We start from the raw sequence: 14,836 nt of genomic DNA, 5'->3' as shown, positions 1-14,836 counted from the left end.
AATGCCCAAACGGTGGATCTTGATCCGGCACTCTGCGTTAAATTTTCTTGCCGGGCGTCAGCCCGCCTGCAAAAATTTGCCTTGATTGGCGAAATAATCTCTCGCCGTTGGGCATTCCGCCATTTTTCAAACAAGGCCTAGCTACTATGCTCATAGGTCTTAAATTTTTTGGCCTCTTGGGTATGCTGGGACTTCCAATCCTGTTGTCGTTTCTGAAAAGACTTCACGATAAAGAAATTATCTGTATCGGCGCTTTAGTTTCAAAAAATGAAATGAAAATGGGGAGGGTAAATCATGAGTACAGAAAAGAATACAGATTTTGAAAGTAAGGGGCTGTCTCTGCTGAAGAAAGGGCAAAAGGGCATTGTCCACATGGTATTCAGCCGTTTGGGGCTGATCGTGCTCCTGCTGTCCATCCAGGTGTTGTTGCTGTTCAGTATCTTTCAATGGTTTGAGGAATTTCTGCCCCATATCTTGGGCGGTACGGCGCTCTTTACCGCCGTCATGGTGTTATACCTGCTCAATAGCCGCCGCCTTGACCCGACATCGAAAATTACATGGCTGATCGTTATTATGCTCCTGCCTGTATTTGGCGCACTGCTGTTTTGGTATACACAGAGCGATATAGGACACCGGGCCGTGAAAACGCGTTTAAGCCAACTGACCGAGCAGACCAAGGAAATCATTCCACAGTCAGAGCAAACCGCAAATTGTCTCGCACAGGAAAACCCAGGGGTGGCAGCTTTGGCCCGCTATATCCACAGGAGTGGCTGCTATCCGGTGTTTGAGCGGATGGCTGCTACCTATTTCCCCATCGGTGAAGAAAAGTGGCATGAAATGCTTCGACAACTGGAGCAAGCTGAACATTTCATTTTCTTGGAGTATTTCATTGTAGATGAGGGTCTGATGTAGGGAAAGGTTTTGGAGATTTTGGCCCGGAAAGCTGCGGAAGGCGTGGATGTTCGTGTTATGTACGATGGCACTTTCGAATTTTCCACGTTACCCCATGACTACCCTAAGCGTCTGAAAGCACTTGGTATCAAATGCAAAATGTTTGCGCCTGTGGCTCCCTTTGTCTCTACGCACTACAACTACCGTGACCATCGGAAAATACTTGTTATCGACGGCCACACCGCTTTTAATGGGGGCGTAAATCTGGCGGACGAATATATCAACCAGATTGAAAAGTATGGTCATTGGAAGGACACAGCAATTATGCTGAAAGGGGAAGCTGTCAGGAGCTTTACGCTTATGTTCCTGCAAATGTGGGGGATAGATGAAAAGGAGCAGGAGTTTGATCGGTTCCTGTCATTCCCCTCCATTCCACCGGAAAATTGCAGCGGCTATGTTCTGCCATATGGTGATTGTCCGCTGGATAACGATAGGGTTGGAGAGCGGGTCTATATGGATATTTTGAACCGCGCACAGCGATATGTCCACATCATGTCCCCATACTTGATTCTGGATGGTGAGATGGAAACCGCTTTAAAATTTGCGGCAGAGCGAGGCGTGGATGTGACGTTGATTCTGCCGGGCATTCCAGATAAATCCGCTCCGTATTCCCTTGCCAAAACCCACTATTCCTCTTTGCTGGAATCCGGTGTAAAGATTTACGAGTACACCCCTGGCTTTGTCCATGCGAAGGTATTTGTTTGTGACGACCAGGAGGCCGTGGTAGGAACGATCAATCTGGACTACCGGAGCCTATATCATCATTTTGAATGTGCTACTTATCTTTACAACACAAGTTGTATCCCTGAAATTGAAAAAGATTTACAGAATACTTTGGAGAAGTGCCGCGAGGTAACGTCCGAAACGATACAGGAAGAAAAATGGACGTTGCGTGTGATGGGATTTGTTCTGAAAACCATTGCGCCGCTGATGTGAAAATAAGTTGTTTATAGAAAACAAGCGGTTTTATTGACGCCAGGATGGTTTTTTACTATAATTAAAAAAAACGGTGCCAGCTTACACACAGGGCATCGTTGGGAAGAGGGTGCGTCAGTTGAGCACACAATTTGGCGGAATCTTGAAAGAGCGTCGAAAGGAGAAGAAGTTGACGCTGACGCAGATTGCAGATCTGACGGGGCTATCCGCCGCTTATCTGAGCCTGCTGGAGCGGAATATGAACAGCCCTACCATTGAGAATCTGAACAAGGTATGCGCAGTATTGGATTTAACGCTTTCTGATTTGATTGAACGGGCATCCGCGCGGAGGGAAATTGTATCACATCCGGGACAGAGAGCGTTTCTCTTTAATGAGCCCGGCTATACCTACGAGGCCGCTTTTGAAGGCTCACGCTCCATAAACTGCATTATTATGACGGTTCGGGATCAGGAAAATCACACCTCTACCGCACATGTGGCTGACGAGATCGGATATGTTGTTCAGGGGGCCATGATCGTAACGGTCAACGGCGTGGAATACGCGATGGCGGCCGGCGATTTTATCTATGTTGAGGCCAATCAAAATCACAGTTACCGCAAGACCAGCGCGGAGGATTGCATCAGCGTCTGGAGCTACGCGGTAAGTCCCGGCCACGATACGGTGGAACAGTATAAAAAATGCCTAAATGACCCAAATACCGGCTGAAGTCTGTTTTCAAACCGGCGGAATGCCGGATCGAGGCAGGCTTTTTTGCCGGCGGTTTGACACAGCCATATTTTGCGTATGCAGCGCAGAGCTGCGGAAAAATATCCGCCGTTTGGACGTTTTGATATTTTACAAACAAGGCCCGGTTGTGCCCCATCATGTCATTCAGAACCTGTATTCGTAATCGAAAATTCCTCGGCCATTTGGTGTTTTCGATTATGAATGCAGTTTTTTTGACTTGCAAATATGGCGTGCACTGCCGTCAGCGGCATTGTCACAGCGAGTGCGGAGCGGGTTTCGCCGCTGGGCGGCGTGGTCATAGCCCAGCGTTCCCATCTTCCCCCGTGTGAATAAGATCCTCTGCGGCCAGACGTTTCCGGAATGCCCATTCAGCGCTTTTATGTAAGTACCATTTTTGGACTACAAAGTAGGAATGCAGATGGAGCTTTCAGGAAAACAGATAAAATGCTACAATAAAAGCACACAAGTCGGTGTTTGAAAATGTTAATATAGCCAAATGTCAGGCGTTTTTCCTCAGCGGCATACTTTTTCCGCCGCGTGTCCGCATAGGAGCTTCCCGCCAGGTAAAAACTGCAGTTGGTTTATTTCCAGCTTTCAAACAGGGCTTAGAGAAAGGGAGTGCAACTATGAAGAAAAAGGAACCATCTCTGGTCCAAGCCAGAGAACCGATGAACCCGATCCTGATCGTCGCAATCATCTTAGTAATCATAGCGATCCTCACCTACATCATTCCTGCCGGCGCATTTGACCGTGTCACCGATCTCGAAACGGGGTACGACATATTGGATGTGGATTCCTTCCACTACATTGACCGGAACCCCATCGGCTTTCTGGCGTTTTTCACTTCTCTCACAGTTGGAATGCAGTCCGCCGCCCCGATCATCTTCTTTTTGCTTGTTGTCGGCGGTTTTTTCCAAGTGGTGGAACACACCGGCGCGTTGAAGGCGGCTATGGCCAACATGGTCAAAACCCTCCACGGCGTGGAGATTCTGCTTATCCCCATCTGCGTCTTTGTCTGTGGTCTGATCTCTGCCACCGCGGGCACCTGGGAGGAGTACTTGGCCATCCTGCCTCTGGTGCACATCGTCTGTGTCAGCGCGGGATTCAACTCCCTGACAGCGGTGGCCTCCATGTTCTGCGGCGCGGGAGCCGGCTTTGCCGGAGCGGCCACCAACGCGTTCACGGTGGGTGTGGCACAGACGATTGCCGGCGTCCCCCTGTTCTCCGGGATTCCCTACCGGCTGGTGATCTGCCTCGTACTGTGCACTGTGTCCTCTGTTTTCATCATGATCTACGCACACCGGATCAAAACCCATCCGGAGCGCAATGAGATGAAAGAAATTGACGATCTGTACATTGAGCCCCTCGACCTTGAGAGCATTCCCAAAATGACGGGTTCCCAGAAGCTGGTCGTTCTGATTTTCGCACTCTCTTTTATAGTAGTGGCTCTCTGCGTGGTCAAGCTCGGTTTTTACATGGACGAAATGGCCGCCATCTTCCTGATCACCGCCCTGATCATCGGCGTGGTGGCGAGGCTCTCTCCCAATGAATTCATCAACGTGTTCCTGAAGGGGGCTGCGGACCTGGTGTGGATCGGCTTCCTGATCGGCCTGTGTATGTCCATCAGCAGCATCATGCAGGACGCCGGCATCCTGGATACGCTGATTTATCATGCGGGCAATCTGCTGCGGGGGCTCAGCGCCAGCGCCTGTGCCTGCGGCATGTTCATCGTGCAGGATCTGCTCAACTGCGTGATTCCCTCCGGCTCCGGCCAGGCCGCCGTTACAATGCCCTTCATGGCTCCCCTTTCCGATATGGTGGGAGTCTCCCGCCAAACCGCGGTGCTGGCCTTCCAAATGGGCGACGCTTACACCAATCTGATTACCCCCTCCTGCGGAGACATGATGGCCGCCCTGGCGATCTGCCACATTCCCTATAAGAAGTGGCTGAAATTCTTCTCTCCTCTGCTGGCCATCTGGGTGGTGCTGGCATTCGTGTTCCTAATCATTGCAGTCAATATCGGGTTCTGAGCCCTTACTGCAAGACAGCGCCGGACGGCAGCGGACGTGCGCCGCCGTCCGGCGTTATCATCAAGAATCTGTACTGCAATTAAAATGCCGGAGCTGCGGGATTTTAATTGTACACATGGGTTCTCCACAAGCTGACATTTCAAAGGAGGCGGAACTGTTGATCCTGCTAAAAAATTGCCGGCTCATTCCGGAGCTGGTGGAAGGCTTCTCTGAAAACCGGGCAGACATTGTAATTGACGATACTTCCATCCTGAATATCGCCCCGGCAGGGAAAATCCACTCGTTTAATGGGCAGATCATTGACGTAATGGGAAGCACCGTACTTCCGGGCTTCTTCGACTTACATACCCATCTGTATATGACCGAGCTGAACATGCTGCTCCTCGACAACAAAAACGAGGTGGACACCTGCTTTGACACCTATGCTTTCAGCCGGGAGTACCTGCGCCAGGGATATACCACCCTTCGGGACGCAGGCTGTCCCTTCCACGTAACCCGGGGATTAATGAAAGCCCGAAAAAGGGGTATTATAAATGTACCCGACATCATCACCGCCGGCCATGCCCTCACGCCCACGGAGAGCGGCAACGACGAGTATAAGCATCTCTATGAGGTGGCCGACGGTCCCGACGAGTTCCGCAAGGCGGCCCGGAAGCAGCTGGAGGCAGGCAATGACATCATCAAGGTCATGGTCACAGGGGCTTTCCTCAATGAGAGCGGCGATCCAGGACAGACCATTATAGCCGAGGACGAGCTGCGCTCCATAGTCGACGTGGCCCGGCGCAAGGGCACCTATGTCATGGGGCACGCCCACGGCGCCGACGGAATCAAGCTGGCAATTCGCTGCGGCCTGCGGACCATTGAGCACGGGTGCTTTATCGACAGTGAGGGCATTGCCATGCTGAAAGACCGGGACGACTGCTTTATGATCCCCACGGGCACTGTGAGCATCGCCAGCACAGACGAGAACATGAACGCTCTCGTCGACGGCGCCTCAGAGAAAAGCCACATCTATGAAGAGCAGGAAAAGGCCTGCGTCAATGCCGCCTACCGCGCCGGACTGAAGATGGGCTTCGGGTCTGATGCGGACTATGCCAATTTCAAGCGCAGACCAGGGCTGGAATTCATTGCCCGGACCGACTGGTACGATTTCTCCTATCTGGACATCCTGCTCCAGGCCACCAAAAACAGCGCCGAGATCGCCGGCATGGCGGACCGAAAGGGCACGATCAAGGTGGGAAAGGCCTCGGAACTGGTAGTCATAGAGGGCAACCCGGACGAGGACATTTACGTTATGCGGAAAAAGCCCCGGTACGTTTTCTTCCGGGGAGAAATAATCGAAAATTAAGCGCGGCCGCCGCGGAGAAAGGGAGAAGCCCGTGCGCATCTCTATTGACAGGGACAGCTCCATCCCCATTTACAGTCAAATTGAGGCTGAAATCAAAAAGAATATCCTGAATAACGTGCTGGTTTACGGAACCCGCCTGCCCTCTGAGCGGCGGCAGGCGTCCAACCTCGGCGTACATCGCAATACCGTCATCAGAGCTTATAAAAATCTGGCGGATCAGCAGCTTATCAGCAGCGATTTTGAGGGCAGAAAGGGCTATTTCGTCATATTCGGCGGCAATAACGCCCAGGCCCCGCCGCCATTCAAGAAGCACACTGCGGTCTTCCGGTACAGCAGAGAGGTCAACCAGTATGCAACGATTTTTGACCAAATTTACTCAGCCTCCTTTTCTGAGGGATACATCTCTTTTGGCGGACACGTGCTTCCAAAAGAACTGATCCCTTTGAAAGAGATTAAAGAGGTGCTCTTCAGCGTAGTGGAACGCCGGGGGGCCGACGCATTTTTTCATTGCTCCAGTACCGGCAGCCTGGAACTGCGCCAGCAGCTCTCTCACACCCTTTTGGAGGACGGCGTTCGTGTGACGCCCGGCAAAATCGTCATCATTAACGAGGCGGTGCAGGGGCTTGAATATGTGTCCAAGCTGCTGGCGGCTAAACACGAATATGTGATCTCCGAGACCCCTATCATGCCAGACACGTTTACAATCTTCCAAAATCAGGGGCTCCGGGTTCTGACCGCTCCGCTGGAGGAGGACGGCGTCAATCTGGTTGAGCTGGAAAATCTCATCCGGCAGTACAGGCCGAAATTCTTTCATACAATGCCCGACTACCACGCGATCACTGGGGCCTGCATGAGCCTGGAAAAACGCTATGCCCTGCTGGAGCTGGCCCGAAAATACGACGTTCCTCTGGTGGAGGAGCGGTGGCATGCGGATATATCCTTTACCAATGATGTTCTCCCCTCCCTGTACGCTCTGGACAGGCGCGAGAATGTGATCTGCATCGACGCGGCGCTGACGCACTTCTACTATGGGGCAAGAATCTGCTATCTGCTGGCGCCCACCGACATGGCCAGACGCATTTCCAAGATTATCAGCACTTCGCTGATCCATCTGCCCAGCCTGGAACAGGCCATGTTTGCGGAGTATCTGGACAGAGGATACCATATCCAGCAGCGCAAAAATATGAACTGCTTTTATCGGGAAAAGTGCCGGCGGCTCTATGAGGCGCTGGAACCGCTGAGAGCGCTGGGGCTTTTTGCCGAGAAGCCCCAGGGCGGACTGGGCCTCTGGTGCCGTCTGCCCAATGGTGTGAACGATATGAGCCTGTATAAAAATTTACGAAACCGGGGGGTGCTGATCTGCCCCGGAAAACTGTTTTACCCCTATGGGACAGGGGATGGCAGTTTTATGCGCCTGTCCTTTTCCAACATCACTGATGAAAAAATTGAGACCGGAGTGCAGATCATTTACGACGAGCTCCGCCGACAGCTTGAATGACCCCGCCCAGTCTGAACGAGTCTGTGAGACTTGACAGATTTGGCGGGGCCGTTTTTATCTTTATACCTTGCGGGGCAATTCTTTCCGATGCTTTCCCCCAAGAAGGGAAACAAGCTGCAAACAGTCTGATTTCCGAATTCACCCCCCTATGTTTCGATCTATATGCTGGAACATTTTATTTCAGCTTTCCATTTCTGGCGGCTTTAGGTCATGTTTGAAAAATGGCGGAATGCCCAACGGCGAGAGATTTTTTCGCCAATCAAGGCAAACTTTCTTGCCGGGCTGACGCCCGGCAAGAAAATTTAACGCAGAGTGGCGGATCAAGATCCACCGTTTGGGCGTTTTGTCTTTTTTCAAACAGGGCCTAGTGTATGGCTGTTCAGACTGTCCTATGAGCGGCGTCCTTTGACTTCTGGTAGAGCGATACCGGGGCCTATTTGAAGGACTGCACCGACGGTATGTGCAAAAATTTCAAGACTCCATCAAAGCGGAGCGTTATTTCGCCGCCATGGAGCACGGCGCAAACACCTGTAAGACCTGTTTGAAAAATGGCAGAATGCCGGATTAGGGCATTCTGCCATTTTTCAAACAAGGCCTAAGAAAATTGAACAAAGAACGGCACATAAACGTCCGAACGGCGTTCATCATCTAAGGTCGGGAGCGCGTCCACCCCAGCCAAGCGCAGACATTCCCCTGATTTTTGCCGCTAAAACTCCATGTAGTGCTTTGGCAGGCCGTCCAGAATATCGCTGGTCAGACTGTAAGAGGCTATGGGATAGCGCAGTCCATTCTTGAACATCCCCTCCACACCCGCCAGGGCCCGGACCAATCCGGCGGGAGTGAAGGTCAGCCGCAGGTCGTTTTCCCCCAAACCCGCAAATTTTTTATCCGCATAGCACGGAAGCGCCAGAGCGGGTTTTCCGGTCAGGAATGTGCGCACCCAGGAATCCGAGCAGGTGGACTCCCCCACGAAGGTGAACTCCAGCTTTTCATACTCCTCAAACTGATACCCCGCAAACAGGATAAATGCCTGTGAGGAGTTGGTGTACAGCACACAGACATCCGGCGCGATCCGCCCCGCCGTCAAAGGGGAGGCCACCAGAGCAATATATTCCGGCGGCATGCAGTCCAACGCCCGGTTATGGGCTTTGGACGCCTCCAGATTGCTGAACCAGACCTGATTGAACATCTCGCCGGAGTACCACTTCTCATCCCGCCGGAACATGCCGTTGATGCCCCGGCAGTAGTTGGCGTGAATGTTTTCGATCCTGCAGGCGCTGGTCCAGTTGAACTGCGCCGCATGGCTTACAATCGTGCAGGGAGGAAGGTGCTTATCATGGATGCGGACCTTGGGGATGGCGTACAGCTCCTCCTCTGTGCGAATCCACTTCATGCCTACGGGAGGCGTCTGCAAACGCAGCATTTTTGTCAGGCGGGCGGTTATATCGCCCCAGTCATATGTATCCATTAGAGTCCTCCCTCAATAGTTCACCTGTGCGCTTCCCTTCAGGCCCAGTATCCGGCGGGCCTCATCGGGTGCGGCAATCTCTCGGCCCAGGGTCTTTGCAACAGAGGCGGCGGCGAGGATCTGCTGCGCGTTGGACTCCGCCAGCCGGTGCGGCAGGATATAGAGGTTGTCCTCCAAGCCCACGCGCACATTGCCGCCCATGGCCAGGGCTGCGGCGGCCATGGGGAACTGATACTTCCCGGCGGCGGCTACGGACCAGTTGAACTCTCCCAGCTGCCGTTCCGCAGTGGAACGCAGGAACACCAGGTTGTCCACCGTGGCGGGCAGCCCCCCCTGGATGCCCAACACAAACTGGATGTAGATGGGACAGGTCAGAATTCCCTTCCGGCGGAAGTAGGCGATGTTGTTAATCATGCCGGCATCGTACACCTCAAACTCCGGAATGGTGCCGTTTTCCGCCATGGTCTTGATATAGGACTCCAGTCCTAGATAGGTGTTGGAAAATACGTTGTCGTATGTGCCGCCCAGGTATTTGCGCTCCCATTCCGGCCCGTCGGGAGAGAGTTGGGGCACCAGCCCGGCCAGGACAAAGTTCATGGAACCGGCGTTGCATGAAGCCAGCTCCGGCTTCAGTGCCGGAACCACGGACAGCCGCTCTTCCACCGTCATCATCTGGCTGGCGCCGGTGGTAATACAGATAATTACATCACACTGTTCTTTGATTCCGGAGACAATCTGACGCATCACATTCAGATCAGAAGAAGGCTCTCCGGACCGCGGGTCCCGGGCGTGAATATGAACTGCCGCGGCCCCGGCCCGGCAGGCCTCCACCGACTGACGGATGATCTCCTCCGGCGTGATGGGGAGATAGGGGCTCATGCTGGAGACATGGACCGCCCCCGTAATCGCGGCGGTCAGGATCACTTTGTCGTTTTTCATAGATAAACTCCTTTTGCGGCCGATGCGGCTTTACTTCACCGTGACCTTGACAGCGGTGTCCATGGCCTCCCGGCTCGGCTCCTGGCCTACGCCGGGCAGATCCGGAACCGTAAAATAGCCGTTTACAGGCTGATAGTCATAGATGCCGGTACGGATATTTTCCGGCAGAAGAGCGGCCTGGTGGTGCTCGTGGATCAAAAAGTTGGGAATGACCGCCTCCAGCTGCAGCGCTGCCGCCGTGGCCTGGGGACCGCCGCAGATGTGCATCTGAACGCCGATGTCATAGATTCGGGCCATATCGCAGATCTTCTTTCCCTCGGTGATGCCGCCGCAGTTGCCAAGGTCCGGCTGAATGACATGGAGGGAGTGATCCTCAAAGAAGGGACGGTAGCCCCAGCGGGTATAGATGCGCTCGCCGCTGGCCAGAGGAATGCTGACCCGCCGGGCGATCTCCTTCATGTTGGCGGGATTCATGGGCATGGTGGGCTCCTCGTAATAGAAAATGTTAAACTCCTCCAGCACATGGCCCAGCTGAACGGCGGAATTGGCATCGGTGAGAGAGTGGACCTCGATGATAATATCCATGTCATCGCCGCCGGCCCGCCGGACGGCCTCAACGCGGTCATGGGCAATTTTCAGCTGCTCTGCCTGGAGGATGCCGCTGCAGGGCCAGCCCTTGTACTTCCCCTCCATGTTGAAGCACAGAGGATCTACCTTTACGCAGTCATAGCCGTCCTCTTTGGCTTTCAGGCACGCCTCGCCGTACTCCTCTGGCCGGGTCAGAGCGCGGGCAGTCTGGCCCCAGTCAAATTGAATCTGACTGGCGTAAGCCCGCAGCTTCGTGTTGGTCTTGCCGCCCAGCAGCATATAGACCGGCACATTCAGCGCCTTGCCCTTGATGTCCCACAGGGCAATGTCAATGGCGCTCATGGCGCCGTATACCACCGGGCCGCCGCCCAATCCCCAGAAGGTGTTGTGAAGACGCGCCCAAATGGCCTCGCTGTTCATGGCGTCCATACCGATAATCAGCTTGGCGAAATCCCGGCACATGCCGAAGGGCGCCTCCTTGGTATCGCCGTAGCAGAGGCCCACCTCGCCGTAGCCGCTGATGCCGTCCTCTGTGTTAACGCGGACAACAATGGGATTCCAGGGGCTGCCGAGAACGGAGGGCCGCCCGATGGTAATCAGGAAGATGTCAATGCTTGTGATTTTCATGTGGTTCACTCCTTAAGATGTTTATTTCAGCGAAAACAGGAAATCGTACCGTCGGGGATAATGGAAGCGGCAGTCCCCGGGCCGCAGCCGGAGAGCAGGTCCATCACGTCCTCCCAGGTCTTGGCAAAGCAGACCTTTTCCGGCTCGTTCAGGCTGTATCTGCTGGTGACGTCCGGGTAAGGCGTGTAGTAGATCACCCGGCCAATATCGCTCTTAGGCCGCTCTTTCCAGGGCGTCCAGCAGGGGCCGCCATAGCTTGTGCCAAAGGCGCTGTACAGATAATGCACCACTTGGCCCATGGGGCAGTGGTTAATCAGCACCAGGTCTCCGCCGGGCTTTAAGTCCATGGCGCCGATTCGCACGGCAATCAGCGCCTCGTTGTATTTGGCGTTGGCGTTGACAAACACAACGTCCTTTTTCTCAGCTGAGGCGGGCATGGTGTTCAGCTCCTGAGAGAATCCCACCGCCTGATAGTACTCCGCATAGGGGTCGCCCGCACAGAGCTCCACGATCTCCAGCTTGGAATTCAGAACGGCGTCTATTTTGAAAAACGGGCGGACCATGTCCGTCATCGCCTCAATCTCCCGGCGCAGTCCGCAGCTCCGGGAAGAAAATGGGAGAAACTCCCGCCGCGAGTGGTTGCTGCGTGTGGTGCGGATGCCGGCGATTCCGGGAAAGAGGAGCTTGCCTCCGCCGCCAAATCCATTGAGGGGATGAGGCGACACGCTTCCGATTCCAATGCGGACATCGCAGTTCATAAATTCGCGGTTAATCAAAACGTCCTCGCCCGCGGAATCCACGCCCACCTTTACCAGGTGCTCATAGGGATTGTGGTTATAGACCGGAAAACGCTCCACAATATTTTCACCCAGCTTGCGCACAAAATCCGTGCGGGTCAGGGGCGCGTGGTTTCCCAGCGCACAGAGAAACCGGATATGCTCCGGCCCAATTCCGCCGGCCAGCAGCTCCTCCACCGCCAGCTCCGCGGGTATCTGAGCAGGGGTTCCGCGGCTGAGGTCGTCAAAGACGATCACCGCCTCCCCGCCGCTCCGCGCCAATTCCCGTATAGAGGGCATTCCAACAGGGTTTTGGATGCGCCGCGCAATTTGGCCGCGGGTCAGCGGCTGCCGCCTGTCAGCCTCCACGGCGTGGAGCGTAATGTCCCAGCTGCCGGGCAGCTCCAGGGCGACGCGGGCATCGGGGTCGTCTCTCCAGGCATTCTGCCACACCTGATATGTTTTCGTCATAGGACCTCTCTCCCCATACGCTGCGGTTTCAGACAGTAGATCCCCACGCTCAGGCCAGCCCCATCAAAATCGCGGGATTTTTCTTTGCCATCACGTCGATCTCCTCTTTTGTGACGCCAAAGCGGTCCATCATCAGGCGCATGAACCGATACATTCCCTCCACCGGGGAGCCGTTGCCCCGCTGGCCCATGTCGGAATCCAGCACCATCCGGTCCCGCGGGACCTCCCGCAGCATCTCCTCCAGCACGGAGGTCGGCAGAGGCCCCAGCTTGGAGCCCTCGGAAAACACGCAGACATTCAGCTCGATATAGGCACCCAGCGCGGCCCACTCCCGCATCTGGCGGTAGGTTGCGCCGATGTGGAAATGGGGGTGGTTCACCAGAATCTTTTTGACCCCCGCCTTGACGGCCGTCCGTACCAGGGCGTCGATCTCCCGGGCGCTTCCGTGCCCCGTTCCCAGGGCGATGTTCTTCTCCGCCATGTACTCCAGCACGCGGACGGCCTCCGGGAGCAGTTCGCCTTTTTCATCCACATAGACTACGGGCGTCTCCGGCACTGACATGTTTCCGGCGCCGGCAAATCCCCCTTTGTGCGCGTCGATGTGGTTTTTGCTGGAGACCGTGGGAAAATAGATCATCTTTGCGCCCATGCCGTACGCCGCATCCACGGCGTTGAGATTGAACACTCCCACGGCGTTGTTCAGGCACAAGCTGCCGAAGATCTCCACACTCCCGTTTCCAAGATGCCTTTGTACCATCTGACAGCCCATCATGCTGGGGAAATAGTGGTCCTTGACCAGAAATCCGCGGTACCCCGCGGCCTCCGCCTCCTTCAGCATATCCGCGGCATCCAGTTCCCGGCTGGCGACGGAGGGACCGGCGTGGACATGGATGTCCAGCACGCCCTTGAGTAATTCATTTCTATCCATAAATATCCTCCTGTTTTAATTTAATTTCAAATTGAATCGTGGACAATTCCTGTCGAAATCTGATATAATAAATCCCACCGAGGGAAAGGGGCGTTTTCTGTGAATTGCTTTTTTAAGGATATAGACTGCCGGGACATCCTGAACGCAGTGAGCGATCCGCTGCATATTATCGACACAGAGGGCATCCTGGTATTTGCCAACACCGCATGGGAGGAGATGATCGGCATCTCCCTGGCCGAGGCGAAGGGCCTGCATATCAACGAGGCCATTGAGAAAAGCAACTCCGGCTTCTACTTCTCGTTCGAGAAAGACGAGGACACCCAAACCACACAGTACACGCATTTTGACCATAAAAATTTTGACTCCGTGGCACTGACGGCGCTCAAACGGCAAAAGCCCATCTCCATGTTCGCCTATCTGCGGGAGCATCAGCGGGTTCTGCTGACCAGCTCTCCCCTCTTTCACAGCGGGCAGATCCGGTATGCGCTGACCATCTGCCGGAATCTGACCGACTTCTCCACGCTCTGTGAAGAGCTGGAAAACGCCATTGAGAAAAACAAACTGATTATGGATGAGCTGGAATTCTACCGCAACAGCATGGTCTCTTCGCAGAATATCATCGGAAAGAGCCCGGCGGTCCAGGGCCTGCTGCAAAGCGTGCAGTATGTGGCGGCCACGGACGCCACCGTTTTGATCACCGGAGAATCCGGCGTTGGCAAAGAGGTGCTGACCAACGAGATCCACCGTCTCAGCAAGCGCACGGGAGAGCCCTTTATCCGGGTCAACTGCGCCTCCATTCCGGAATCGCTGATTGAGAGCGAGCTGTTCGGCTATGAGAAGGGCGCTTTTACCGGCGCCGTGAAAAACAAGCCGGGAATGTTTGAGCTGGCCAACGGGGGTACGCTGCTGCTGGACGAGATTGGGGAACTCCCCAAAGCCCTGCAGCCCAAGCTGCTGCGGGTGCTGCAGGAGCGGGAGATCATGCGCGTCGGCGGCACAAAGACCATCCCGGTGGACGTGCGCCTCATCGCGGCCACCAACCAGGACCTGGCAGCGATGGTCCGGCGCGGCGAATTCCGGCAGGATCTCTACTACCGGCTCAACCTGATCCCCCTCCGCATTCCGCCTCTGCGGGAGCGGGCCGAGGACATCCCCCTGCTGGTACAGCACTTTTTGGACGAGTTCAACGCAAAATACGGCAAAAAGAAGCGGGTGACGGACACTGCCATGCAGACGCTGAAGCTCTACCAATGGCCGGGCAATATCCGGGAGCTGGAAAATCTTTTAGAGCGGCTGGTCATTATCGGAGACGAGACCCGTATCACCTCCAGCCAGATTTCAAAGATTCTGACCGTCCCGGAGCAGGCCGTCTCAGCCGGGGCGGAAGTCTCCGGCCTTGGCCTGAAAGAGCTGATGGAGAACTATGAGCGGGAGCTTTTGCAGGAGGCATTGTCCCGCTACGGAACCACCTATAAGGCGGCCCGGGCCCTGCGCACCTCCCAGCCTACGGTCGCCAGAAAAGCGAAGCAGTACGGACTGGAGTGGTGAG

The 14,836-nt window shown here is 54.8% G+C and carries 12 protein-coding genes and 1 pseudogene; 8 read left to right on the top strand and 5 right to left on the bottom strand.

Annotated features, from left to right (window positions below; genetic code table 11):
- The first annotated feature begins 294 nt into the window (after positions 1–294).
- From C816_RS25490 to C816_RS13850, 7 genes and pseudogenes are all read left to right on the top strand, one after another.
- A complete protein-coding gene (locus tag C816_RS25490; RefSeq protein ID WP_016323031.1) occupies positions 295–912 on the top strand; it encodes a PLDc N-terminal domain-containing protein in 618 nt (205 codons plus the stop codon).
- A 9-nt stretch (positions 913–921) separates the two neighbouring features.
- Complete coding sequence (locus C816_RS25485) at positions 922–1,887, top strand: phospholipase D-like domain-containing protein (RefSeq protein ID WP_305809363.1); 966 nt, start codon at positions 922–924, stop codon at positions 1,885–1,887.
- 109 nt (positions 1,888–1,996) lie between these two features.
- Positions 1,997–2,593: a helix-turn-helix domain-containing protein gene (locus C816_RS13865; RefSeq protein WP_207636929.1), complete on the top strand. Its 597-nt coding sequence runs from the start codon at positions 1,997–1,999 to the stop codon at positions 2,591–2,593.
- Positions 2,594–3,240: 647 nt separating this feature from the next.
- On the top strand, positions 3,241–4,644 hold the full coding sequence (locus C816_RS13860; RefSeq protein WP_016323028.1) for a YfcC family protein: 1,404 nt from the start codon (positions 3,241–3,243) through the stop codon (positions 4,642–4,644).
- 157 nt (positions 4,645–4,801) lie between these two features.
- Positions 4,802–5,992, top strand: a complete 1,191-nt coding sequence (locus C816_RS13855) for a metal-dependent hydrolase family protein (protein ID WP_016323027.1) — start codon at positions 4,802–4,804, stop codon at positions 5,990–5,992.
- A gap of 31 nt (positions 5,993–6,023) precedes the next feature.
- Positions 6,024–6,167, top strand: a pseudogene (locus C816_RS25695) (GntR family transcriptional regulator); the annotation flags it as partial.
- 267 nt (positions 6,168–6,434) lie between these two features.
- A complete protein-coding gene (locus C816_RS13850) occupies positions 6,435–7,490 on the top strand; it encodes an aminotransferase-like domain-containing protein (protein ID WP_242832204.1) in 1,056 nt (351 codons plus the stop codon).
- A 706-nt stretch (positions 7,491–8,196) separates the two neighbouring features.
- Here C816_RS13850 and C816_RS13845 read toward each other — a convergent pair.
- From C816_RS13845 to C816_RS13825, 5 genes are read right to left on the bottom strand one after another with little or no spacing between them, the layout of a single operon-like run.
- Positions 8,197–8,958 carry a DUF169 domain-containing protein gene (locus C816_RS13845; RefSeq protein ID WP_016323025.1) on the bottom strand — a complete coding sequence of 254 codons (762 nt, stop codon included), beginning with the start codon at positions 8,956–8,958 and terminating at the stop codon, positions 8,197–8,199.
- Positions 8,959–8,970: 12 nt separating this feature from the next.
- On the bottom strand, positions 8,971–9,897 hold the full coding sequence (locus tag C816_RS13840; protein ID WP_016323024.1) for a beta-keto acid cleavage family enzyme: 927 nt from the start codon (positions 9,895–9,897) through the stop codon (positions 8,971–8,973).
- A 30-nt stretch (positions 9,898–9,927) separates the two neighbouring features.
- A complete protein-coding gene (locus tag C816_RS13835; RefSeq protein WP_016323023.1) occupies positions 9,928–11,112 on the bottom strand; it encodes a mandelate racemase/muconate lactonizing enzyme family protein in 1,185 nt (394 codons plus the stop codon).
- A gap of 26 nt (positions 11,113–11,138) precedes the next feature.
- Positions 11,139–12,359, bottom strand: a complete 1,221-nt coding sequence (locus C816_RS13830) for a lactate racemase domain-containing protein (protein WP_016323022.1) — start codon at positions 12,357–12,359, stop codon at positions 11,139–11,141.
- Positions 12,360–12,408: 49 nt separating this feature from the next.
- Complete coding sequence (locus C816_RS13825) at positions 12,409–13,287, bottom strand: DUF6282 family protein (RefSeq protein WP_016323021.1); 879 nt, start codon at positions 13,285–13,287, stop codon at positions 12,409–12,411.
- A gap of 99 nt (positions 13,288–13,386) precedes the next feature.
- Here C816_RS13825 and C816_RS13820 point away from each other — a divergent pair, with 99 nt between their 5' ends.
- Positions 13,387–14,835 (top strand): sigma-54 interaction domain-containing protein, encoded by a 1,449-nt coding sequence (locus C816_RS13820; RefSeq protein ID WP_016323020.1) that lies wholly within the window; start codon positions 13,387–13,389, stop codon positions 14,833–14,835.
- Position 14,836 lies beyond the last annotated feature (1 nt).

Source organism: Oscillibacter sp. 1-3 (assembly GCF_000403435.2).
GTDB lineage: Bacteria > Bacillota > Clostridia > Oscillospirales > Oscillospiraceae > Oscillibacter.
Note: the sequence above shows the minus strand (reverse complement) of the source record. Positions and strands in the feature narration are given on the sequence as shown.

Coding starts and splice junctions, on each gene's coding strand:
- C816_RS25490 (WP_016323031.1), top strand. CDS start 295: ATGAGTACAGAAAAGAATACAGATTTTGAAAGTAAGGGGCTGTCTCTG.
- C816_RS13860 (WP_016323028.1), top strand. CDS start 3,241: ATGAAGAAAAAGGAACCATCTCTGGTCCAAGCCAGAGAACCGATGAAC.
- C816_RS13845 (WP_016323025.1), bottom strand. CDS start 8,958: ATGGATACATATGACTGGGGCGATATAACCGCCCGCCTGACAAAAATG.
- C816_RS13840 (WP_016323024.1), bottom strand. CDS start 9,897: ATGAAAAACGACAAAGTGATCCTGACCGCCGCGATTACGGGGGCGGTC.
- C816_RS13835 (WP_016323023.1), bottom strand. CDS start 11,112: ATGAAAATCACAAGCATTGACATCTTCCTGATTACCATCGGGCGGCCC.
- C816_RS13830 (WP_016323022.1), bottom strand. CDS start 12,359: ATGACGAAAACATATCAGGTGTGGCAGAATGCCTGGAGAGACGACCCC.
- C816_RS13825 (WP_016323021.1), bottom strand. CDS start 13,287: ATGGATAGAAATGAATTACTCAAGGGCGTGCTGGACATCCATGTCCAC.